Here is a 22575-nt window from a genome sequence, read left to right as displayed (position 1 = left end):
TCCGAGCGACAGAAGATGTTTCAAAAACTCAACCGTATTACTTCTGTTTCTTCACCGCATTCCTCACCGCATCCGTTGTCCACTGACAAAGCTCAGCGATCTTGAAATCCTGATACCGTCTCATAGTCGTGAGGATCCTATCCCCGATGGGCTTGATATAGCTGTCATCAATGACATCCAGACCGATCATGATCGCCAGTGCGTTCAGTACCGGGGCTGCGGTACAGTCCGCATCCTGACCTTCCATAGCGATGATGTGGCAGGTCTCCTTAAAGTCCATATTTCCGAACCAGAGTGCAATAACTTCGGCGGCTGCGTTCGGATAGGCGTGGATCCAGTTGTACTCTTTGTAACGCTCCTCGCAGGCCGTCCATACCGGCTCCCAGGAAGAATTTTCCTTGCAGAGATCCAGCGCATGTTTTACGACTGCGTAGTATTCGCTCTTATGCGGGATCATGTCCACCGCTTTCTCAACAACGGTCCGGATATGGTCCTCCGTGAAAGCGAGGGAGGTGAGCAGGGCGTTGAAGATCCCGCCCAGCATGCCATTGTTGGAGTGGGAGACGATCGAATCGTCCGCGGCAAGTCTCGCAGCGAGCTTCGGGTTTCCGGGTGCTAACATTCCGTGAAGCGGGGTGCGCATCTGCGCTCCGATCCAGTCGTAGAAGTAGTTGTTTGTTGTTCCGCTCTCAGGGGGAAGAAGCCCGCGGCGGAGATTTTCGATGGCCGTCTTCTCGGCGGAATATCCGTCGGAGATCAGCTCCAGCCACTTGTAGGCAACGTCGGCAGGCGTGATGTCATAGCCTTTTTCGATGAATCCGTCGAGATAGGCGATCTCGTAGGTGATATCATCGTTGTATGTCTCCGGGCGGCGGAGATATCCGTAGACCTCGCCGAAGCGTTTGCGGATTTGCTCTGTCGTATAACCTTCAATCTGGGTTCCAAGGCAACCGCCGATGAGCTGTCCCATCCATCCTGCGGTGACTTTCTTTGCAAAGTCATCGGAAAAGACGTCATAGGGCGCTGCAGGGCCGAAATCAGCCTCTTTTTCTACATCCGCGAAGGTGCGGTAGGTGTTGTAGCTCCAGTAAGGGGAGGCGGGATCCTTCGGCGCTTCATTCAGTGCGTGGAAGATCTTCGCGGTAGCCACCTGAATCGCGGCTCCGTCCTTTTCCTCGGACGCCTTCAGGCCTTCCTCCATGAATTTCTCAGCTTCCGTCACATCATATCCCCGGTTGTGCATGCTCTGCACCGCGGCGATCACCACGTCGCAGGGCGCTTTGGATCCCGGAACCTTATTGTCCCAGTCGTGGAAAAGCTGTTTGTCGGAGGCGCGGCCGGCTTCCGTGTAGGCCATCCAGTCCGCCTCATTGTCGTCGTGAAGCTCCGGCGGAACCGCGTCCGCCGTCAGCTTATGTTCAAATTCCCATGCTTTCATAAAAAATCTCCCTCATTTCAGCTGTAAATACCACTTCCTGTCTCTGCTCAGGATAAGAAACAGGGCAGAGATCGGAAGAAAACACATTGTCAAAATGGATCATACAGAAGCTTTACTTATATTTATAATAGCTCGGAATTTCGAAATAATTTCATCAATTCCTCTTTCCCGACATACTTCTCTTCGAATAAATTCCGATCGCGATCATCGTAACCACGTAAGGAATCGTCTGAATAAGCTGGGATGGAAGATTTAACATCTGAAGCCGTACGGCCAGTGAATCTGCCATACCGAAGATCAGTACCGAGCAGGCAATCTTCCATGGAATACCGAGACCCATGGATTCCGCCGCCATCCCGATCCATCCGCGTCCGGCGATCATGTCTCTTGAGAAGAAGGAAACATAACCCATGGACATGTATGCTCCGCCGATCCCGGCGAGACAGCCGGCGATGAGAAGGGCGATGTACTTATATTTCATGACGTTTAAGCCTACGGATTTTGCGGCACTCTCATTCTCACCGACGGCGCGGATCCGCAGACCGATGGTAGTCTTCCAGAAGGAGACTGTGAGAACGACCACGAGGATCAGCCCGAGATAAGTCAGGACATTATGTCCGGAGATAATAGCGCCGAGAACCGGGATATCCTTGATAAGCGGAATCCTGATCTCCGGCATCACCGGACTCTTTAAACTCTGGGTGGAACCTTTATTTCCGGTCAGATAGTAGGTCGTAAAGACCGTGAGACCGCCGGATAAGGTATTCAGGGCGATTCCGGCGAGCACCGGGTTTGTATTCAGGATCAGCGTAAAGTAACCAAACACGAAAGCCAGCACCACGCCGACTGCCATTGCGAATATCACGCCGCCCAGAGCGCTGTGGGTAAAGTAACCGCCGACAGGTCCCGCAAGGGCACAGCTTAACATGATTCCCTCAGTTCCGATGGGATCGATGCCGCCTTTCACGAAGACCATGCAGGCCATGGCCGCGAACAGGATCGGAGTCATCACACGGATCGAGGTAAAGAGGAAGTCAGGGGAAAGAATCACACTCCAGATATTCATGCCTGTACCTCCTTTTTCGCTGCAGCTTCGAATTCTTTTGTCTCTTTGATGATGAGTTTCTTCTTATATCCGCTGAGGATCGCGGTGGCGGAGATCAGAAGGACCATGACTGCCTGAATGATGTTTACGATCTCAAACGGGATATCGGAATTTCTGGACATGATATCCGCGCCGATCCGCAGGTAAGATAAAAACAGTGCTGCGAACGGGACATACTGTACCTTCCGTCTGGCGACGATGGCGATCAGAACACCGTCCCAGCCATAGCCCGGGAGTGCGGAATACTGGAAGCGCTGGTACATGCCGAAAAGCTCCGCAGCGCCGCCGAGTCCCGCCAGCATACCACCCAGAATCTGGGTCAGGATGATTATGAGGCCGGAGTTGATGCCCGCGTAGTTTGCCATATTGAAGTTTTCGCCCACAAGGTTTGCCTTAAAGCCGAAGGGTGTCCGGTTTACGATGACCCAGATCACAAGGACAGTCACAAGGGCGATGATCGTACCGGAGTTGATACGCGTGCCGGTGATGATCTTGCTTAAAGCGCATCCTTCCGGAAATTTGTAGGAATAGTTGGAGTTCTGGGTCGGATCATAGAAGAAGGTGGTGATGATCCAGAGCCCGACGTACAGGCAGGTGTAATTGAGCATCAGGGAAGTTACAAGCTCATTGGAGCCGGTCTTTACTTTCATGATGCCCGGGATAAAGCAGATAAATCCGCCTGCGACCGCCGCAGCCGCCATGGCCACGATCAGTGCCGTTTTTCCGGAAAGTCCAAGTCCCAGGGAAGCCGCACAGGCAGCAACGGCGCCGATAAAGAACGCGCCTTCCATGGACAGATTGAAAAGCCCCGGTTTGAAGAGGATGATGACCGCAAGTCCTGTAAACATTAACGGTGTCATACCTTCGATGACGTTTCCGAAACGGCGGACGGAGGTCAGCGGTCCGAAAATAAAGTCTCCGAGAGCGGAGAGGGGCTGGCTGCTGATCAGGAGAATGATCGCGAAGACGATGATCAGGGAGATCAGGATGGCGATCATGGTCCGCAGCATTTCTACATAAGATGAGAGAGGTTTTTTCTGTTTCATGATTCCGATACCTCCTGATGTTTCAGCCCGAGCATGTAGTTTCCGAGCTCGAACTCATCTACTTTTTTCGCGTCCTCGAAGTAGGCGGCAGCCTGTCCGCCGCACATGACGAGAATGCTGTCGGAGAGCTCCATGATCTCGTTTAAGTCCGCGGAGATCAGGATAACGCCCTTTCCGGCATCGCGCTGTTCAATGATCTTTTTCCAGATAAACTCGTTGGCACCCACATCGATGCCCCGGGTCGGCTGGTTGGCGATCAGAAGCTTCGGGTCAGAGGAAAATTCCCTTGCGACTACGACCTTCTGCATATTTCCGCCGGACAGCATACCGATCGGCTGATCGTCATTCTGGCAGAGGACGCCGAAGTCGCTGATAAGTTTATCTGCCCGTTCATGGATATTTTTATAATTGAGAAGTCCGTGTTTTTTTAACAGCGGGCTGTCGATGATGTCTGCGATCATGTTGCCCCAGAGGCTGATGTTTCCGGCCGCTCCGGTTTTGATACGGTCCTCGGGGATATAGGAAATTCCGTCATCGCGGATCGTGCGGATGGATTTTCCAAGGATTTCTTTCCCGTCAAAGAGGATACTGCCTTTGACACCGGAGTAGAAACCGAAGATCGCCTCGGCGAGTTCATTCTGTCCGTTTCCCTCAACTCCCGCGATACCTAAGATCTGGCCCTTTTTCAGTGAAAAGGAGACATGGTCCAGGAGCTTTCGTCCTTCTTTATTTTCATAGGTCAGATCAGTGACTTTTAAGAGCGTGTCACCGAATTCTGCCGGCTTTTTATTCATTTTCAGGATGACATCGCGGCCCACCATGAAGCGGGAGATGTCTTCTTCTGTCGCGTTGGCGACCGGAATCGATCCCACTGTCCGTCCGTTGCGGAGGACTGTGATATTGTCGCAGATCTGCATGACTTCGCGGATCTTGTGGGAGATGAAGATGATCGTGTGATCATTTTTCTTTAGTAAAAGAAGCTGTTCAAAGAGTTCGTCTGTCTCCTGTGGCGTCAAAACTGCGGTCGGCTCATCTAAGATCAGGAGCTTCGCCCCGCGGAGCAGGACTTTTAAGATCTCGACCTTCTGTTTCTGGCTGACGGAGAGCTCTCCAACGACAGCCATCGGATCGATCTTTAAGTTGTACTTTTTGGCGGTTTCCTCCACCGCCCGGATCGCTTTTTCCTTGTCGATCATGATCCCGTTTTTCGGTTCCATGCCGAGGATCACGTTCTCATATACCCGTAGAGAATCCACGAGCATGAAGTGCTGATGCACCATTCCAATTCCGAGACGGATCGTGTCAGCGGCACTTTTTGGCTGGATCTTGTTTCCCTCGAAGATGATATCGCCCTCAGTGGCGTCCTCGTCACCGAACAGGATCTTCATCAGGGTACTTTTTCCGGCACCGTTCTCACCCATCAGGGCATGGATCTCACCTTCCCGGACAGAAAAGCTGACATCCCTGTTGGCCATGACACCGTTGGGGTAGATCTTTGTGATATGTTCCATTTTCAGGATCTCTTTGCCCATACGGATCCTCCTTTCTTATAAAAGCCAAGGGGACTTGTTGACAAGTCCCCTGATGTACTCGATATTCTGGGAAAATCAATGGCCTTGGAAAGATTCCCCAGATGGTTTACATAAAATATCGCAGCAGGTTTTGAGTGGATCTGCCGGATAAAATTACGGAGCTACAGAGTCGATGAGAGCCTGAACTTCGTTCTGGTCAGCATCGCCGAGAGCAGTCGGGATCTCGATTTTTCCGTCGAGAACTTCCTGTTTCTTCTCCTCGATCGTCTTTTTGATCTCGTCCGGAACGTTCTTCTGGAAGTACTCGTTGTCAGCAAGACCCGCACCGTTTTCCTTTAAACCAAGGAATTCACATTTGCCGTAAGGAACCGTTCCCTCTTCTTCCATTTCAGCCATTCTCACGAGGGAATCGCCGACATTCTTTAATACGGAAGAAAGGATCACGTTTGCCTTTGCCTCATCGGAACCGGAGAACAGCATTGCCTGATCAGAGTCAACGCCGATGATGTATTTGCCCATCTCAGCAGCAGCCTCTACGCAGCCAAGTCCGGCCTGCTCAGCAGCCGGGAAGATAATATCAACGCCCTGATTGTACTGGGCGATAGCTGTCTCTTTACCCTTTGCGGTATCATCCCAGGAACCGATGTAGGAAACGTATACCTTGATATCCGGGTCAACAGATTTTGCGCCTGCGATGTATCCAACAAGGAAGTCAGTAATGATCGGGTGCTCGGAACCGCCGACGAAACCGATCTTCTTGTCTTCATTTGCGTTTGGCATGTCTTTGGATTCTGTTACAAGTGCTGCGAGAACGCCGGCAAGGTAGCTGCCCTCGTTCTGTTTGTAGCTGATCGCGTAAAGGTTCGGCCACTTGCCCTCTTCCATATCAGAGTCGAACATAACGAATTTCTGATCCGGGAATTCTTCCGCAACCTGCTCGATGACCTCAGCGGAGGAAGATCCGTTGGAAATGATAACATCGTATTTTCCTTCCTCAGCGAGATCCTGGAATGTCGGCTCCCACTTTGTCTGGTCACGGCCGATCTCGATCACCTTTACTTCGCAGCCAAGATCAGATGCGATCTTTTCCATACCTGCGTTTGCGGAGTCGTTGAAGGACTTGTCTCCTAACTGACCGGTGCAGACGAATACGAAGGACGGCTTCTTTGCGTCTGTTTCTGCGGCAGCAGCGGTTGTCTCAGCACCAGCGGCATCTCCTGCGGCGGCAGTTGTTGCAGCTGTCTCGGTCTTTCCACCGCACGCGGTGAGCAGCAGTCCGGCTGCTAAGAATAATGCGGTAGCTTTCATTGTTCTTTTCATGATATCCTCCTGTTTTCCGTTCTCTGCGGAGTAGATTCTCGCCTGAGAACATTGCAGCGGCGATCATCTGACAAGTCCGCGGATCCATGAAAATAAGCTGCGATTCGCCGGTAAGGCGTTGCCGCTGAAGGATCGCACAGAGAGAAAAGTCCGAAATCGTCACCATTTGTAATTTTTTATGGGTATACTATACCAAAATTGTACATTTCAGACAATGAATATGAGAAAAAAAGTGAAAGATTGTTAAAAAAAAGACAAAAATGATCCGGGTTGTGGGTATTAACAAGATTGACAAAATCTCAGACGGCTATACAATGGTAAAAAAGGAGCTGAGAAGGACAATGAAAAGTAAGATCCTGATGGGCGGAGGGCTGCTGTTAGTTGCAGCGGCTCTTCTTCTCACAATTTACAACATAAGAGAATCGGACCAGGCCGGAAAGGCAGCAGAGGAGATGGTGGTTCAGATGGAATCGCTGGAGGCCGGTCTTCCGGAGCGGCTGGAACCGGAGAGCGAGGAACTTGTTCCGGAGTATAAAAAGCATCCGGAGATGGAGATGCCGGTCGTGGAGGTAAACGGCCAGGAATGCATCGGGACGATCGAGATCCCGCTGCTTGACCTGAAACTGCCGGTGATCAGTGAGTGGAGTTATGCGAAGCTGAAAAAAGCGCCGTGCCGCTACAGTGGATCCGCGTACCAGAATAACCTGATTATTGCCGGACATAATTACCGCACGCATTTTTCCGGCATCAAGCGCCTGGATCCGGGCGATGAGGTGATCTTTACAGATGCGGACGGCAATGTATTTTCTTATGAAGTGGATACGATCGAGACAGTCGGCGGAACCGACATCGAAAAAATGGAATCCGGCGACTGGGACCTGACGCTGTTTACGTGTACGACAGGAGGAAAGGCGCGGGCGGCGGTGAGATGTAAGGAGAAATAGAAGAATCATTCGAAAAACAGGGAAAGTCTCTTGAGAAAAAGAGTATTTTCCCTGTTTTTATCGGATGAATCGGCCTATTTTTTGTAGAAACAGTTCCCACCAACGATCTTATAGGACGAATAGCTGCTGACGGAGGCCCGCTTCGCCGATTTAAAATAGAGATAATCTCCAATATTGTTGGAGCCGGACAGAGCGTCTTTTGCGGCTTTTAGAGCCGTTTTTGACGGACTTTTTGAGAGGTAACGGTCCAGAAGTCCGGACGTTGCTCCCGGAAACTGACCATCAGCGTAGATCACACTGGAGATCGTTTTGCCCCATTCTTTTGTTTTGACACGGTTGACGATACAGCTTGCAACAGCGAGCTGTGCGTCGTAGGAACCATCTCCCGTTTCCATTGCGGTACAGGCTGCCAGCAGATAGACCTCATCATCTGTTGCAGGGATCACATAAGATGGCGCTGCGGCGGACTGGCCGGAGGAATTTAATGCAGCAGATTCCTCCTTCGCATCAACAGCAGCTCCCGGGATCGGAATGATCGATACATATTTTCCGGAAAGATAGCCGGTCGTGTCAGCGGACAGCTGGATCTGCACCCAGCCATTATCTTCGCTTAAAACCGGAAAGGTATCTCCGGCAGCGGCCTGTTTGAGAATATCGGACGTCGTGGATGGAGTTTCCCGGATATTTAAGGTCGTTGCGGTGATCTTTGCGTTTATGAGACCGAGCTCTTTTGCAAGTGGTTCAATATCATTTCCATAGAGAAGATAGTCATCTTTCATCCAGCCCTCAAGCTTTCCGGAACGTACTTTTGTCCAGCCGCTTTTTCGCTCGAGAACAGTTCCGCCAGCTCCGCGGTAGCACTTTCCGATAATGTCCCCTTCTGTGGACGGTTTTGTGCGCATATTTAACGGGTCGCTGTTTACATTTGCGACAGCCATATTGTCATAGGCGGATGCGGCGTGGGATGGAAAAGCAGAGTGGGAGACGGAAAACAATAAAACGGACGCGGCAATGGCCGCTTTGATAAAGACTGCTTTTGAAATAGATGGAATCAATTGCTGTAATTTTTTCATGCCGGTTTCCTCATAGTTGTCAGATGCATCGCAGTAATTGCGAAATATGTTTCAAATATTACAAAAATATTACAGAAATAATATAGCAAAAATGAAGAAAAATGTCAAGTTTTCGAGAAATCCGGGCAAGATCCGCGATCACAATGGTATTATACGGAAATTCCTATCCATGAAAAGTAATATAAAAAATTATGTTTCACAGGGAGAAAGTCTGCCGGTCCGAAAAAACGTATAATAAAAAACTGCCGGGGCGAGATGCCTCAGCAGTTCCATTGATATTTTTTCAGATCTACATGCATGGGATCTTTAAGTTCCACGCCCTCCTGTTGCAGGAGAAATCCCTGTTCCAGCCAGCCGGGGACAAGGCGGCCGGCATGGTTGACAACACGGTGGCAGGGAAAATCACCATAGTTTGACGCGTGAGAGAGAACTCTCGCCACAAGCCGCGAATTTTTGTCCCGGCCGATCAGGCGGGCAATCTGTCCGTAAGTAGCGACATTTCCCTCGGGGATTTCTTCCACAACGGACAGAACTTCATATGCAAAATCTTCGGTAAAACGAGTCGATGATAGCATAAGAACCTCCAGATGGCAAAACATTATCGGAGTCGGTTTCTCAAGCAGCGAAGATATTCCGAAGGCTATGCTTCCGGCGCCTCCTTCTGCTCCTCCCACATCTTCACAGGCATGCCGTTGACTTCCACGTTGTCCTCGACCGCTATCACAAGGCAGCGGCGGCCGCTGATGAATTTTGTCTCGACAAGATCAAGGCGGTCCGGGTTGACTTTGATGTCAACGTCCGGTGTCTTTACGGCAAATTTTCCGGTTCCTGTGATCGCAGGAACGAGGATCGCGGTGTTTTCCCCGGCGGCATCCTCATAGACCTTATCGAAATGTTCCAGACGTTCCGGCTCCACGCCGCTCTTTTCGAGGAGATCTTTGACCTCCGGCTTTGTGAGAGTCAGCGGGACCTCGTCCTCCTTATGTTCCTCCGCAAGCTCCGTGAGATTTTCATGGATCTGTCGGACAGTCTCGTAGTCACATTCCTCGCCGAGCGTATCAGTTAAGATCTCCTGGAATGCCTCTTTCTGTGATTTGAAGGAGATCGGAGTCGGAGCGCCGAGGCAGGCGTCAATGAACTCGGAGTGGAGTTCTTCCGGATTTTTGGAGAAATACAGAACTCCATGGATATCGCTGCTGCGGTCATTGAAAGCCGGGAACAGGAATCCGGTCATCGGAGCCTGGACCCACCAGTCACGCGGGCGCTCCTCGATCGCATTTGTCGCCTCATTGTAGGAAAGTCCCGGTTCTGAGAGCTTTACCGGGCAGATGCAGCAGAGAATGTGGTTGTAGACTTCCTCGGATGCATCGAACATTTCCTCATTGTCGGAAGCTTTTCCCGGAACATCGTAGGCACTGTGGATCAGGATGATGTAATAATTCTCTCCGTACTCGTAATTCTCGATCACTTTGTTATAGAAAGCATCTACAGTCTCATCATCAGCGATCTTTTCGTCGCGAAGCTTCATGAGAAGCGCGTGGGCGCTGTCCGGGCCTTCATCGTGGATCGAGTATTCCAGGTTGTGGAGATTCTTGCCGATCCCGCCGGAGAGTGCCTTCTTGAAGATCTCATAATATTTGAAGATCTCTTCCTCGGAGAGTGCAAAGAATGCCTCTTTCAAGGTTGTCTTGATCTGTTTTTCAGCGTCAACATAGCATCCGCAGATGCGGGTGATCGCATTATTGTCTTTTTTAAATTGCTTTTTAATTTCTGAAATTTCACGTTTATTCATAATGTATACCCTTTTCAATTCAAATTGAATTTGTGCAGAAACTGCTCCGAACTGAGAAATATACCGGATGCTCATCGCTCTCAATCAGTGGAAATTGTATCCGACATAAATCCCCGGTTAAAGTGTAAACCGGGGAGAAACATGAGCCAAAAGGGCAGTATCCCTTTTGGTATTAAAATTTTCTGTTCTGTGGCAATCCCTGCGCTTATTTATTCAGGAGCTTTTCCGCATAATACATTGCCGCCACATGCACCGCCTGCACGAGTCCGCCTTCCGCCATCAGCTTTTTCGTTTCCTCAGCGGACATGACAACGATCTCGAGATCCTCGGTGGCGTCCAGATGCTGGCTGCTGACTTTTTTGCAGTCCGTGATCAGATAGCAGTGGGCGAAATTGCTGATGCATGCCGCATTTGGTGCGACCTTGCATAGAAATACCGGTTTGCTCCCGGCGTAGCCTGTCTCCTCGAAGAGTTCTCTCACGGCTCCGGCGCCCGGATCGGCGTCCGTCGGCTCCATACAGCCTGCCGGAAGTTCCAGAAGGATCTGTCTTGTTCCATGGCGGTACTGGCGCACGAAAACGAAATCCCCGTCCACAGTGACAGCGACCACAACGACAAAATCCGGCACAGTATTTACATAAAACGGAGAGATCTTTGTACCGTCCGGCAGTGCACAGTCATCGGCATGAAGATCGATCCAGCGGTCTTTTACGATCGTCCGTGATCCGTTGCAGATCCATGGTTTGATAGACATAGCTTTTTCCTCCATTATAATGCGATCAGGCTCTCATCATCCGGGACATAGATATTTCCGCTGTAATAGCGTTTTCCCTCACTCTTATAAAGACGTTCCCTTCCGGCAACATTGCTGTCCTCCGTGTGCCAGAGAACGAGGTTCGGGATCCCGAGAGACTCCGCAAGTTCACAGGCGTCCTTCACGGTGCTGTGATGCTTTTCATACGGCTTCCAGATATCGCGCTCCGCATAGAGGCAGAACGCCTCGTGGAGCAGCCAGTCACTGCCGCGCACATACTGTTCACAGTCCGGATTGTACGGCTCATCTCCGACGCAGGTGAGTTTTCTTCCATTATTTAATGTCAGCGTAAAGCCGAACTGTTTTAATTTCGTGGAGTGGATATCGAAGAACGTCACATCATAGCTTAAAATATGGCGCGTCTCCCCGTCCTTCACTTCCTCCAGATGGATCCGGTCACCGATCATGTTGTAAAACTTATCCTGGATCGTCAGGCGGCAGAGTGTTTTGATCGTCTCGATCAACTCTGCGTGACAGTAAATGTGGGCGTCCCCGATATACTGGTCCTTTTTCATCTTTGTTGCGATCATGCGGATCATCCAGACGATGCCGAGTACATGGTCTGTGTGGGCGTGGGTCACGAAAATGTGGTGGATCCGCTCTAAGGGAACCTGCATGTTGTCCAGGATCTTTAAGATCCCGTTTCCGCCGCCGGCATCCACCATAAAATATTCGTCCCCGTCGCGGAGCGCAAAGCATGTATTATAAAGGTTGGTAACCGTGGCATTTCCGGTACCAAAAACGTAGAGAAGCTCGCTGTCCATGAAAATCTCCTTTTCTTCCTGCTCATAAGTGCCGTGCCGTCCAGATCGGCGATCATCACTGTCTACATCGGCCGGACACCAGATTCTTTGGTTGAGTTTTGAATATGAATATGTTACTATAAAATAAATGGAAAAGCAATTCCCGGGCGGTTAAATTTTTAACCTGTAAGGTGGAAGAAGAGCATGAAAAGCTCCGCAAAAACCAGAAAAAAGCTGTTGTTTTTCATGGCCGAAAGTTTCTAAAATGAAAATTCTCTACCATACAGTAATTAGTGCAGAGTTGGCCGATTTGGAATGCGAATCATCGGCAAAATTCCGCTGCGGAGCACAGACGGAGGTGCTGTGTACTGTAACAGGATTTAAATATCCGGGAAATCGCAGGGAGGAAAACAGAGACAATGAGAGATTTGGACTATCTGAAGCTGCTTGCAAAAGAGTATCCGACCGTGAAAGCGGCCTCCAGTGAGATCATCAACCTGATGGCGATCCGCGGACTTCCGAAAGGAACCGAGTATTTCTTCAGCGACCTGCACGGGGAATACGAAGCGTTTATTCACCTGCTCCGCAGTGCGTCCGGTATTATCCGCGAGAAGATCTCGGAGACCTTCGGGTATGTGATCTCGGACGAAGAGGAGATCGCTCTTGCAAACCTGATCTACTATCCGGAGCGGAATATCCGGAAGATCCAGAAAGCGGGAAAATTTACAGAAGACTGGCAGAGAATTACGATCTACCGTCTGGTGCGCATCTGTAAAGAGGTTTCCTCGAAATTTACGAGATCGAAAGTTCGTAAAAAAATGCCGCCGGCATTCGCTTATATCATCGATGAGCTCCTTCATGTGGACTACAATGATGATAATAAGAAAGTTTACTATGACGAGATCATCCACTCCATCATCGACATCGAGATGGGTGACCAGTTCATCATGGCACTCTGCAACCTGATCCAGAACCTGACAGTGGACAGCCTTCACATTATCGGTGATATCTTTGACCGTGGACCGCGCGCGGACATTATCATGAATGAGCTCATGCACTTCCACGACGTGGATATCCAGTGGGGCAACCATGATATCTCCTGGATGGGTGCGGCGACCGGCAACCTGGCGTGCATCTGCAACGTGCTCCGGATTGCGATCCGTTACAATGGATTCGATGTCCTGGAGGATGGATATGGGATCAACCTTCGCCCCTTATCCATGTTTGCGGCGAAAGTTTATAAGGATGATCCGTGTGAGCGGTTCATGCCGAAGATCCTGGATGAAAATATCTACGACGCAGTAGATCCGGGTCTTGCTGCGAAGATGCACAAAGCGATCACAGTGATCCAGTTCAAGGTGGAAGGTCAGATCACGAAACGCCATCCGGACTATCAGATCAATGACCGGATCCATCTGGAACATATCAACTTTGAAAAAGGAACAGTAAATATCCGCGGAAAAGATTACAAGATGCTGGATATGAACTTCCCGACGATCGATCCGAAGGATCCGTTAAAATTCACAAAGGAAGAGCAGGAGCTGATCTACAATCTGGCGCTCTCGTTCCACCACAGTGAGACACTTCACCGTCATATCCGTTTCGTATATTCCCATGGCGCAATGTACAAGAGGTGCAACGGAAACCTGCTGTACCATGGCTGCATCCCGATGAAAGAGGACGGTACCTTCGAGGAGCTGAAGCTGAAAGGGATCATCTATTCCGGAAAACGTCTGCTCGACTATATCGAGGACGCGGTGAAGATGGCATATTTCCTGCCAGAGGATGACCCGACGAAAGACTGGTACCGTGACTTTATGTGGTATTTATGGTGCGGTCCGAAGTCCCCGGTATACGGAAAGGACAATATGGCAACCTTTGAGAACTACTTTGTCGCTGACAAGGCAGCTGCAAAGGAAAATATGAACCCGTATTATAAACTGAGTGAAAAAGAGGAATTCTGTAATAAGATTCTCAAGGAGTTCGGACTTCCGGTGGAAGGTTCCCACATTATCAATGGACATGTACCGGTAAAATTAAAGGATGGTGAGAGCCCGATCAAGGGAAACGGAAAACTCTTCGTCATCGACGGCGGACTTTCCAAGTCCTACCAGCCAAAGACGGGGATCGCAGGTTATACCCTGATCTTCAATTCCCATCATCTGGCGCTTGCGGAGCACAAACCGTTTGACAGGGATCATGAAAATACACCGAAGGTCACGATCGTAGAGAAAATGAAAAAACGTGTGATGGTCGCGGATACCGATACCGGAAAAGAACTTGCGGCAAAGATCGCGGACCTGAAGGAACTTGTGGCAGCATACAGAGGCGGCATCATTAAAGAAAAACTGGAGTAGAATTGCATGAACAAGGACGAATTTTTAAGACGCTTAGAGGACGCGCTTTCGGGTGAAGTCCCGGCGTCCGTGATCCGCGAGAACCTAAATTATTACGCGGATTATCTTTCCCAGGAACTCGGGAAAGGACGTACCATGGACGAGATCATAGAGGAGATCGGCGAGCCGAATATCGTGGCGCGCACGATCATCAATTCCGCGGAGGCTGCGGGAGAGACCGGAGATGGTCATGGAAGCTTTGAGGATGCGTCCCCGCGGGACGATGACAGAAGAAGCACTTATAGCCAGGGAAGTTATCAGAACGGCTCCGCGCCGAATATCCATTATTTCGATCTGAATAAGTGGTACTGGAAATTGGCCCTTGTTGTGATCCTGTTTCTTGTGATCTCCGTGGTGTTCAGCATTATGGGCGGCGTGTTCTATCTCCTGATCCGGTTTTCAGGACCGATCCTGATGTGCCTGATCATTTACTGGATCGTTAAGAATTTCCGGGGAAGATAGCAAAGTAAATATAATGAACAGGCAGTCGGAGCTGTGAGCTGCAGATGCAGGCACGGAAAACGGCGGACCGATTCATGAATTTAAAGCCGGAAATATCTGAAAAGCCTTGATTTTACTGAAAGAATCAACAGATTACAGGATGTTACAATTGAAATAAGTTATGTAAACAGGTGCGGCGTTCTCTTTTGGGAGCGCCGCATTTTTGCCACAAAACTGGTGATTTTCGCCTAAATTATTAAGAGTTTATGAATTCCTTTGTTTTTATTGACAAAAGAGGCCACAGGAAATATAATTTGTTTGTAACAAAACGTAACATATTTGTAACAAACCTTACAAACTATGAAAGCTTTAAAATAAGAGGATTTCAATGACAAATAAACTTTTCAGAACTTTAAAGATCACCTGTTTATGTATGGCTTTAACCGCAGCGCTTCCGATCGTTTCCTTCGCGGATGAGCAGACTGCAGTGAATGAAAATAAAAAAGTAGTAACGATCATCCACCTCGATGAAAACGGAAATCCGTTAGAAGAGGACAAGCAGACAGAGACAACGACAGAGAGTTCTGAAGAGAATACCGATACAGCTTCCGAAGAGAAAAACACAGACGATACTGCAGCTGACAGTGCGGAGGCAGAAGAGGCAGACGCAGATGAGGAAAATGCGGATGACGAGGAAGTATTAGAGGCAGAGGTCGATGTTGAGGATGACCTCCGCTCCGAGATTGTTACATATGCACTTCAGTTTGTAGGAAACCGTTACAAATACGGTGGAACAAATCCGAATACCGGTGTTGACTGTTCCGGATTTACATCCTACGTAATGCGTCACGCAGCAGGCGTAGAGCTCCCGCATTCTTCCGGCGGACAGTCCCGCATGGGTCGTGTGGTAAGCAGCTCCGAGATGCGCCCGGGTGATATTATCAGCTATGGTTCCGGAAAGAGGATCAACCACGTTGCCCTCTATATCGGAAATGGACAGATCGTACATGCCTCCACAGAGAAGACCGGAATTAAGGTTTCCAGATGGAACTACCGTACACCAGTGAGGATCGTGAATGTACTTGGTGACTAACCTGAAAATTGGATAAAGGATAAAAGGATAAAAAAGGGGCTGTCGCATTAGCAAATATTTTTTGCTGGGCGGCAGCCCTGCTTTATGCCCAAATGGCATCGAAATCGGTCACGTTTTCGATGCCATTCTTTATAAACGCAGTTCATTCCCAGGCATCCCTTTCGGCATGCCTTATTTCAGGCTGTTTTGTTTTCAACTATCAAAATCTATGCCCTTTTTAATGGAAAAAGATAACTTCCCGTTCTTCCGGTCTGAATCTTGCAATGAAGCTTATTGATATTTCGTCCCATCGCCAGAAGGATGCTCTCTGCCAGTGCATTTGCCTTTCCACGATACAGATATCTTCGAAAATTCATGTCCTCTTTTACGTCAGCAAAAGAACCTTCTGCCTGAATACTGCGATTCATACGGAGCATCGTTCCATACTCACTTGTGATCCGTTCCAGATCTTCTGCGCGTTTCTGGCTCATTGTTTTTGAAACCATCAGCACTTTATTGCGCTTTTCCATAGGTGTTTTGCAGTTGTTTCCCTTGATACATTCCGTTTTATAAGGACAACCAGTGCAGTCTGGGCTTCTGTAATAAGTTTTTACACTGACATATCCGCTAGTTGTTTTACTTCTGCGTTCATTTGTGACAGTTAGTTCCCTTCCGTTGAGGCAGATGTAGCTGTCTCTGTCTGCATGGTACTCCATGTTTTCCCTTCTACTGATGTCTTTTTTGTATTTTCGGGTCTTCGAAATCTCATAGTTCTGCGGCTTTATATAGGCGGTCTGTCCGTTTTCCTCAATGAAAAGATAGTTCTCTTCACTTTCGTACCCGGCATCTGCAACGACTTCTGAATACTTAAATCCCAGGTGATTCTCCATGTCTTTCAAAAACGGGATCAGGGTACGTGTATCGGTAGGGTGCGGGCTGATATCGATCCATGTGATGTATTCGGAATCCACTCCATGCTGAATGTTATAAGCAGGCTTTAACTGTCCATTCAGCATCGCGTCCTCTTTCATTCTCATGAAGGTTGCGTCAGGGTCTGTTTTGGAATAGCTGTTTCTATCCCCAAGCGTATACAGCTTTTTTGTATATTCCTTTAGTTTCTCCAGATATTGATCCAGCTGTTCCAGAGATTTCTGTAATTGTGTTTTTCTACGCCCGATTCCATGTACAAACACAATTCCCTCCTGCACTTTTATGCGGCACAACTGCTTCTTTAACCGTTTTAATGTGTGGATGGATATCCGGTCATGGTATACGGTCCTGATTCCATAGAGTTCTTCGCATTCAGCCACAAAAGAAGATAGTTTTGTGTATAACCGGGCCTGATTTTTCGTAATAGCCCGTTTCCATACAAAGGTATATTTATTGGCTGCAGACTCGATCTTGGTGCCATCAATAAAAATGGTCTTTCCTGAGATCTCACCAAGAAGATAGAGCAGATCTGACATTTGGGCAAGCAGTACCTTTGCACAAGCCGAAAAATGCAGGGAGATAAAACGCGCGATCGTTGCATGGTCAGGAGCCGGCATTCCTTCCAGGAGGTACATAAAGTTGATATCCCGTTTGCATGCCTTTTGGATATCCCTGCTTGAGTAGATTCGATTCATTGCTGCATAGATGACGAGTTTCAGCATCTGACGCGGCGTTGCCTGATTTTTTCTGATCCTGCTGTAAGTTTTATACAGTTCAGAAAGGTCCATTTCCTCCACAAAGGCACTTACCAGACGAACCGGATCATCAGATGGAATAGAAATCTCTAAATCCAACGGAAGTTTGATTTGATAATACAGAGAAAAAGAGGTATAATCTCTCTGTATTATTTTGTTTAGTCGCACAAACTGATTATACCACGAACGCCGGGCTTTTCGAAGCTCGGCGTTTTGTGTTGGGAATATGAAATGAGCTGCCGCACGTTAGTGCGACAGCCCCTTTTGCATCTATGGCGGTAAAACGGTGAAAGAAAGCTATTTTTTTCGGTACCCCGCGTGCAGGATCAGACGAAATACTCCGGCCTGTTCCAGCGTTTTCGCCACAAGGAAGAAGATCAGGGAATCCACCGGCCATTGGATCAGATTTTTGATCGCGCGGGCAGGCAGAAGTGCGAGAAAACCTTTTCCATTTAGAAGCGTCAGCCAGTAGGTCGCGAGGATGATGTTGCAGATGATGATCACAACGAGTTTGGCTGTGAGGATCCTCGGAAGCGAGAGCTTCTTTTTATAGAAGAACAATCCGTAGAGGAATGCGGCCAGCATGGCATCAAAGGTAAAACCGGGCATGAAGCCGCCGTCCGGTTTCAGCATGAATTTGATCACGTCCATCGCGCCTCCGAAGAGACAGCCGACGACCGGGCCGAAGAGGTAGTCCACGAGCATGTTCGGGATCGAGCCGAAGCCGATCTTTAAGTTGGGTGTGATCTTTAAGGAATAGTAGCCGAGAACAACGGCGAGGGCGCCGAACATGGCGCAGGTAGTGATGGTGGTGACCTTCTTAAATTCACGGGATGATTCAAAGATCCTGGAAAAGAGGTCGCTTGAGCTTTTTTGCATAAAAAAATACCTCCTTTGCAGATTCTCGGACCACAACAGGAGATAATATACGGAGCTATCTTCTGATGCAGCGGGATGCGATATGTGCACCGCGGGAAATTCCCTTCGTCCTGCCAGCAACTCCCTGTCTGGCGGGCACTTGACGCGCACACGTCTACTCTGCATGTTTGTTTGATTTTCAGGGCGGTTGGCGCTCTGATGCCATTACAGTATCATGAATGATGCAGAATGTAAAGCGCCAAACGAAGAAAAGGCATTTTTGACGAAAGAAAGCGAAAAAAATTTCCACAATTTCGGTGTTTTGATGTCTATATTTTTCGGAAACCCTGATTTATAATACATCAAGTTCATTAGAAACCCGTGAGTCATAAAAGATATGAAATCAAATAAACAGACACAGGAGAATTACATATGCAGAAAAGTGAGGTAAAGGATCTGACAGTCGGATCGCCAATGAAGCTGATCTTAAGCTTTGCGGTTCCGATGCTGCTGGGATTTCTTTTTCAGCAGTTTTATAACATGGTAGACACGATCATTGTCGGAAAATGTCTGGGAGTATCGTCTCTGGCGGCGGTTGGATCGACGGGGTCGATCAACTTTATGATCATCGGTTTCTGTACCGGTGCCTGCAGCGGATTTGCGATTCCGGTGGCGCAGAAGTTCGGCGCGGGAGATTACAAGGGAATGAGAAAGTTCGTGGCGAATGCCGGATGGCTTTCAGCGGTGTTCGCGGTGGTCATGACGACGGTCGTAGGTGCACTCTGCATGAATATTTTACAGTGGATGAATACGCCGGAGGATATTATTCAGGGCGCATATGATTACATTTTTGTGATCTTCCTTGGAATTCCGGTCACTTACCTTTATAACATGCTGGCGGGAATTATCCGCAGCCTCGGCGACAGCAAGACCCCGGTCTACTTTCTGCTGTTATCGTCCCTCCTGAACATCGGTCTTGATTTCTTTACGATCCTGGGACTCGGCATGGGTGTGGGCGGACCGGCTCTGGCTACGGTAATCTCGCAGGGAATTTCGGCAGTGCTCTGTCTGATCTACATGATCCGGCACTATCCGATCCTTCATATGAAAGACGAAGAGTGGAAGCCGGACGGACGCATGCTCGGCACACTCTGCAGCATGGGGATTCCTATGGGACTTCAGTATTCCATCACGGCCATCGGCAGCGTTGTGCTCCAGACTGCGGTAAATTCTCTGGGTTCTATGGCGGTTGCGGCCGTTTCTACGGGAAGCAAGGTCAGTATGTTCTTCTGCTGTCCGTTTGATGCTCTGGGTGGAACCATGGCGACTTACGCGGGACAGAACGTGGGTGCGAAGAAGCTTGACCGTGTGAAAGAGGGACTGAAGGCGGCAAGCCTGATCGGTATCGTCTACTCCCTGATCGCGTTTGTGATCCTGTTCTTTGGCGGAAAGTATATCGCGCTTCTCTTTATGGACGCGGATCAGACGGAGATCATCGGTCGTGTGGCGATGTTCCTGATCGGAAACAGTATGTTCTACATTCCACTGACGTTTGTGAATGTGGTCCGCTTTACGATCCAGGGAATGGGATTTTCGACGTTTGCGATCCTGGCCGGTGTCTGCGAGATGGCTGCACGGTCTCTCGTTGGCTTCTGCCTTGTTCCGGTGTTCGGATTCCTTCCGGCATGTTTTGCGAGTCCGCTTGCATGGATCTTTGCGGATGCGTTCCTGATCCCGGCGTTCTTTCATTGTATGAAAAAATTAAAAGTGCTTTTTGGGGAAACGGCATAAAAGATGTTGCCTGAAAAGATCATGGACAGCGGTGCATAAAAGTTCAGGTTCGGACCATACTAGAGAATGCAGGTGCGGCAGAGGATGCCGCAGCAAAATATTTCCGCCGGTGCGTCTTACAGGTGCCGTGGAACAACAACTCCAGGAGGTACGAAAAAATGGCAAGAAATAGCTATGATATGGACGACAACATGAAAAACAGTGGGTCTGAGACTTACGACAAGACAAAGAACCAGAGCAGAAACAGCCAGAACCGTTCGGAGAATAACAGTCAGAACCGTTCGAAGAACAGTTCTAAGGACTCTACGGACAATGGGAGAAACTGCAAAAGATAAAAAAGATGCGGCGGTCTGACTGTGCAGGAAGCTGTGTGGAAAGATTGCGTGGTCGAACAGTCAGATCTGATAAGAATGGCGGTGGGGTGATCCTGCCGCCATTTTTGCGGTTATTGCAGACGAAAGGTATATGATTTCAGACGTTATGCGGACACAGAACGGTCCACGGCAGCTGCATAAAGCATTGAAATGTGCTGGAATTGACTGTGCAGAAAGGAACCATGTCCGGGCCGCCCGGCATATTTTAAATTAAGGATATGTTTCAGGAGAAGGAATATGTTTCGGACGATCTCGATGCAGCAGCTGGAACAACTTCTGGACGGGGAGCGGACATTCACGTTGCTGGATGTGCGGGAACAGAAGGAATATGAGGCAGGGCATCTCCTGGGGGCTGTGAACCTGCCTTATGAACAGCTGGATGAAGTGGAGGCAGAGATCACAAAAGACCGTCCTGTGGTCATCTACTGCGCCTACGGAGGTCAGAGCCTGCTCGCGGCGAGAGAACTCGCGGGACGCGGGTATGATGCGGTGAATGCACTGGGAGGACTGCATTATTACAGGGGAAAATATTATGTGGGATGCCGGGAGTAAAAGTTCCGGAAGAAAAGAAAGTGATGATTTGGCAGGGCAGGACTGTCGATTATCGAAAAAAATTCCGGATGCAATGCTTGGCATGATATGGTCACGGTCACGGGTGCTTTGCATGGTCAGAAAACTCCTGTACCGTGGACAGGAAGCCTGGATTGTAGTTTTACAGGGATTGACAGGGTGACTGCGAACCCTTAAAATTAAATGGAATACAGCCATCCGGCGAACGATACGGATGGAATGAAACTATGAAAATAAAGTGGCTGCGAATTTAAAATGGATTTTTGCTTGTAGGTTGCCATGCATCCGAAGGGAAGCTCCGGGGGAGGTTGTTCCTGTAGGTGTGAGGGTACTGAACAGTTACGTGAGCAGCTGCGCGATACATCAGAACGGAGAAAATCAGATTGAATACATTTGAATTGATCGTCCCATGCCATTTCGGCCTGGAGGCAGTGATGAAAAAAGAAATCCTGGACCTTGGATATGAGGTCAGCCAGGTGGAAGACGGGCGTGTGACATTTATCGGCGACGCGGAGGCGATCTGCCGTGCCAATATTTTCCTCAGAACAACGGAGCGCGTACTTTTAAAGGTCGGCAGTTTCCATGCAGAGACTTTCGAGGAACTGTTCCAGGGGACCCGCGCGATCCCGTGGGAGGAATATCTCCCGAAGGATGCGAAATTCTGGGTCGCGAAAGCTTCCTCCATTAAGAGCAAGCTCTTCAGCCCGTCCGATATCCAGTCCATCATGAAAAAAGCAATGGTCGAGAGGATGAAAAAGGCATATGGGATCGAATGGTTCCCGGAGAGCGGTGCAAGCTTCCCGCTGCGCGTATTCCTTCACAAGGACACGGTGACGGTAGCGCTTGACACGACCGGAGAATCCCTGCATAAGCGCGGTTACAGGACCCTGACAAGTAAGGCGCCGATCACGGAGACGCTGGCGGCGGCACTCATCATGCTGACTCCGTGGAAGAGCGACCGGATCCTCGTGGATCCGTTCTGCGGAAGCGGAACCTTCCCGATCGAGGCGGCGATGATCGCAGCGAATATGGCGCCGGGCATGAACCGGGAATTCCTCTCCGAGGACTGGAAACATCTGATCCCGAGAAAATGCTGGTATGATGCGATGGACGAGGCGAACGATCTTGTGGATCTTTCTGTCCAGACGGATATCCAGGGCTACGACATTGACGGGGACATCATCCGTGCAGCGAGAGCGAACGCGAAGGCAGCAGGCGTGGACGAACTGATCCATTTCCAGCAGCGTCCGGTGAGTGGGCTCAGCCATCCGAAAAAATACGGATTCCTGATCACAAACCCGCCGTATGGGGAGCGAATCGAGGAGAAGAAGAACCTGCCGGAGTTATATAAGACGATCGGAGAGCGTTTCGCGGCGCTTGATTCCTGGTCAGCTTATATCATCACGGCGTATGAAGATACCGAGCGCTATTTCGGACGCAAGGCGGATAAGAACCGGAAGATCTATAATGGTATGATGAAGACGTATTTCTACCAGTTCCTGGGACCAAAGCCACCGGCAAGGAAACGTGAGGAGAGAAAAGAAGAGCAGTGATAACTGCTCAGCAGGTCTGCGCACTTGT

20 protein-coding genes and 1 riboswitch are annotated in these 22575 nt (G+C 49.3%); of the genes, 8 read left to right on the top strand and 12 right to left on the bottom strand.

Annotated features, from left to right (window positions below):
• Positions 1-37: 37 nt before the first annotated feature.
• The 5 genes from ACXMYH_RS14270 to ACXMYH_RS14250 all read right to left on the bottom strand — a co-directional run bounded on the left by ACXMYH_RS14270 (position 38) and on the right by ACXMYH_RS14250 (position 6441).
• Entirely contained in the window at positions 38-1438 is a 1401-nt protein-coding gene (locus tag ACXMYH_RS14270; RefSeq protein WP_142410585.1) for an ADP-ribosylglycohydrolase family protein, read from the bottom strand.
• A gap of 154 nt (positions 1439-1592) precedes the next feature.
• Complete coding sequence (locus ACXMYH_RS14265) at positions 1593-2504, bottom strand: ABC transporter permease (protein WP_486555131.1); 912 nt, start codon at positions 2502-2504, stop codon at positions 1593-1595.
• Entirely contained in the window at positions 2501-3589 is a 1089-nt protein-coding gene (locus ACXMYH_RS14260) for an ABC transporter permease (RefSeq protein WP_215703466.1), read from the bottom strand. The genes ACXMYH_RS14265 and ACXMYH_RS14260 overlap by 4 nt, the downstream gene beginning before the upstream one ends.
• On the bottom strand, positions 3586-5121 hold the full coding sequence (locus tag ACXMYH_RS14255; RefSeq protein WP_329751324.1) for an ABC transporter ATP-binding protein: 1536 nt from the start codon (positions 5119-5121) through the stop codon (positions 3586-3588). The genes ACXMYH_RS14260 and ACXMYH_RS14255 overlap by 4 nt, the downstream gene beginning before the upstream one ends.
• Positions 5122-5274: 153 nt before the next feature.
• Positions 5275-6441 (bottom strand): BMP family ABC transporter substrate-binding protein, encoded by a 1167-nt coding sequence (locus tag ACXMYH_RS14250; protein WP_486555130.1) that lies wholly within the window; start codon positions 6439-6441, stop codon positions 5275-5277.
• A gap of 341 nt (positions 6442-6782) precedes the next feature.
• On the opposite strand from ACXMYH_RS14250, the gene ACXMYH_RS14245 reads away from it, so the two are divergent.
• Entirely contained in the window at positions 6783-7385 is a 603-nt protein-coding gene (locus tag ACXMYH_RS14245; RefSeq protein WP_486555129.1) for a sortase, read from the top strand.
• Positions 7386-7459: 74 nt separating this feature from the next.
• Here ACXMYH_RS14245 and ACXMYH_RS14240 read toward each other — a convergent pair whose 3' ends face one another.
• The 5 genes from ACXMYH_RS14240 to ACXMYH_RS14220 all read right to left on the bottom strand — a co-directional run bounded on the left by ACXMYH_RS14240 (position 7460) and on the right by ACXMYH_RS14220 (position 11828).
• A complete protein-coding gene (locus tag ACXMYH_RS14240) occupies positions 7460-8458 on the bottom strand; it encodes an SH3 domain-containing protein (RefSeq protein WP_329751321.1) in 999 nt (332 codons plus the stop codon).
• A 260-nt stretch (positions 8459-8718) separates the two neighbouring features.
• Positions 8719-9033: an MGMT family protein gene (locus tag ACXMYH_RS14235; protein ID WP_118531122.1), complete on the bottom strand. Its 315-nt coding sequence runs from the start codon at positions 9031-9033 to the stop codon at positions 8719-8721.
• 65 nt (positions 9034-9098) lie between these two features.
• Positions 9099-10250: a DUF4317 domain-containing protein gene (locus ACXMYH_RS14230; protein ID WP_329751320.1), complete on the bottom strand. Its 1152-nt coding sequence runs from the start codon at positions 10248-10250 to the stop codon at positions 9099-9101.
• A 205-nt stretch (positions 10251-10455) separates the two neighbouring features.
• Positions 10456-11004 carry an NUDIX hydrolase gene (locus ACXMYH_RS14225; protein ID WP_118531118.1) on the bottom strand — a complete coding sequence of 183 codons (549 nt, stop codon included), beginning with the start codon at positions 11002-11004 and terminating at the stop codon, positions 10456-10458.
• Positions 11005-11018: 14 nt separating this feature from the next.
• A complete protein-coding gene (locus ACXMYH_RS14220) occupies positions 11019-11828 on the bottom strand; it encodes an MBL fold metallo-hydrolase (RefSeq protein ID WP_118297270.1) in 810 nt (269 codons plus the stop codon).
• A gap of 398 nt (positions 11829-12226) precedes the next feature.
• On the opposite strand from ACXMYH_RS14220, the gene ACXMYH_RS14215 reads away from it, so the two are divergent.
• From ACXMYH_RS14215 to ACXMYH_RS14205, 3 genes are all read left to right on the top strand, one after another.
• Positions 12227-14164, top strand: a complete 1938-nt coding sequence (locus ACXMYH_RS14215) for a fructose-1,6-bisphosphatase (RefSeq protein ID WP_329751319.1) — start codon at positions 12227-12229, stop codon at positions 14162-14164.
• Between the two features lie 6 nt (positions 14165-14170).
• Entirely contained in the window at positions 14171-14665 is a 495-nt protein-coding gene (locus ACXMYH_RS14210) for a DUF1700 domain-containing protein (RefSeq protein ID WP_329751318.1), read from the top strand.
• A 367-nt stretch (positions 14666-15032) separates the two neighbouring features.
• Positions 15033-15737, top strand: a complete 705-nt coding sequence (locus tag ACXMYH_RS14205) for a C40 family peptidase (protein ID WP_486555128.1) — start codon at positions 15033-15035, stop codon at positions 15735-15737.
• A 206-nt stretch (positions 15738-15943) separates the two neighbouring features.
• Here the strand turns inward: ACXMYH_RS14205 and ACXMYH_RS14200 are convergent, their stop codons facing one another.
• Complete coding sequence (locus ACXMYH_RS14200; protein ID WP_486554761.1) at positions 15944-17569, bottom strand: IS1182 family transposase; 1626 nt, start codon at positions 17567-17569, stop codon at positions 15944-15946.
• 129 nt (positions 17570-17698) lie between these two features.
• A complete protein-coding gene (locus ACXMYH_RS14195) occupies positions 17699-18280 on the bottom strand; it encodes a folate family ECF transporter S component (protein ID WP_486555127.1) in 582 nt (193 codons plus the stop codon).
• A gap of 66 nt (positions 18281-18346) precedes the next feature.
• A riboswitch (THF riboswitch) is annotated at positions 18347-18444 on the bottom strand.
• Positions 18445-18691: 247 nt separating this feature from the next.
• Here ACXMYH_RS14195 and ACXMYH_RS14190 point away from each other — a divergent pair.
• The 4 genes from ACXMYH_RS14190 (at position 18692) to ACXMYH_RS14175 (ending at position 22547) form a co-directional block, all read left to right on the top strand.
• Positions 18692-20050, top strand: coding sequence for an MATE family efflux transporter (locus tag ACXMYH_RS14190; RefSeq protein ID WP_486555126.1), 1359 nt, complete (start codon positions 18692-18694; stop codon positions 20048-20050).
• Positions 20051-20208: 158 nt separating this feature from the next.
• Complete coding sequence (locus ACXMYH_RS14185; protein WP_182426430.1) at positions 20209-20385, top strand: hypothetical protein; 177 nt, start codon at positions 20209-20211, stop codon at positions 20383-20385.
• A 276-nt stretch (positions 20386-20661) separates the two neighbouring features.
• Complete coding sequence (locus ACXMYH_RS14180; RefSeq protein ID WP_118531104.1) at positions 20662-20976, top strand: rhodanese-like domain-containing protein; 315 nt, start codon at positions 20662-20664, stop codon at positions 20974-20976.
• Between the two features lie 401 nt (positions 20977-21377).
• Entirely contained in the window at positions 21378-22547 is a 1170-nt protein-coding gene (locus tag ACXMYH_RS14175) for a THUMP domain-containing class I SAM-dependent RNA methyltransferase (protein ID WP_118297262.1), read from the top strand.
• The last annotated feature ends 28 nt before the right edge of the window (positions 22548-22575 follow it).

The sequence above is a fragment of the Pilosibacter sp. NGB245 genome, assembly GCF_057397225.1.
This window is presented reverse-complemented; position numbering and strand designations above follow the sequence as displayed.

Bases quoted from the DNA above. Each gene is read 5' to 3' on its own strand.
- ACXMYH_RS14270 (WP_142410585.1), bottom strand. From the start codon at position 1,438: ATGAAAGCATGGGAATTTGAACATAAGCTGACGGCGGACGCGGTTCCG.
- ACXMYH_RS14265 (WP_486555131.1), bottom strand. From the start codon at position 2,504: ATGAATATCTGGAGTGTGATTCTTTCCCCTGACTTCCTCTTTACCTCG.
- ACXMYH_RS14260 (WP_215703466.1), bottom strand. From the start codon at position 3,589: ATGAAACAGAAAAAACCTCTCTCATCTTATGTAGAAATGCTGCGGACC.
- ACXMYH_RS14255 (WP_329751324.1), bottom strand. From the start codon at position 5,121: ATGGGCAAAGAGATCCTGAAAATGGAACATATCACAAAGATCTACCCC.
- ACXMYH_RS14250 (WP_486555130.1), bottom strand. From the start codon at position 6,441: ATGAAAAGAACAATGAAAGCTACCGCATTATTCTTAGCAGCCGGACTG.
- ACXMYH_RS14245 (WP_486555129.1), top strand. From the start codon at position 6,783: ATGAAAAGTAAGATCCTGATGGGCGGAGGGCTGCTGTTAGTTGCAGCG.
- ACXMYH_RS14240 (WP_329751321.1), bottom strand. From the start codon at position 8,458: ATGAAAAAATTACAGCAATTGATTCCATCTATTTCAAAAGCAGTCTTT.
- ACXMYH_RS14235 (WP_118531122.1), bottom strand. From the start codon at position 9,033: ATGCTATCATCGACTCGTTTTACCGAAGATTTTGCATATGAAGTTCTG.
- ACXMYH_RS14230 (WP_329751320.1), bottom strand. From the start codon at position 10,250: ATGAATAAACGTGAAATTTCAGAAATTAAAAAGCAATTTAAAAAAGAC.
- ACXMYH_RS14225 (WP_118531118.1), bottom strand. From the start codon at position 11,004: ATGTCTATCAAACCATGGATCTGCAACGGATCACGGACGATCGTAAAA.
- ACXMYH_RS14220 (WP_118297270.1), bottom strand. From the start codon at position 11,828: ATGGACAGCGAGCTTCTCTACGTTTTTGGTACCGGAAATGCCACGGTT.
- ACXMYH_RS14215 (WP_329751319.1), top strand. From the start codon at position 12,227: ATGAGAGATTTGGACTATCTGAAGCTGCTTGCAAAAGAGTATCCGACC.
- ACXMYH_RS14210 (WP_329751318.1), top strand. From the start codon at position 14,171: ATGAACAAGGACGAATTTTTAAGACGCTTAGAGGACGCGCTTTCGGGT.
- ACXMYH_RS14205 (WP_486555128.1), top strand. From the start codon at position 15,033: ATGACAAATAAACTTTTCAGAACTTTAAAGATCACCTGTTTATGTATG.
- ACXMYH_RS14195 (WP_486555127.1), bottom strand. From the start codon at position 18,280: ATGCAAAAAAGCTCAAGCGACCTCTTTTCCAGGATCTTTGAATCATCC.
- ACXMYH_RS14190 (WP_486555126.1), top strand. From the start codon at position 18,692: ATGCAGAAAAGTGAGGTAAAGGATCTGACAGTCGGATCGCCAATGAAG.
- ACXMYH_RS14185 (WP_182426430.1), top strand. From the start codon at position 20,209: ATGGCAAGAAATAGCTATGATATGGACGACAACATGAAAAACAGTGGG.
- ACXMYH_RS14180 (WP_118531104.1), top strand. From the start codon at position 20,662: ATGTTTCGGACGATCTCGATGCAGCAGCTGGAACAACTTCTGGACGGG.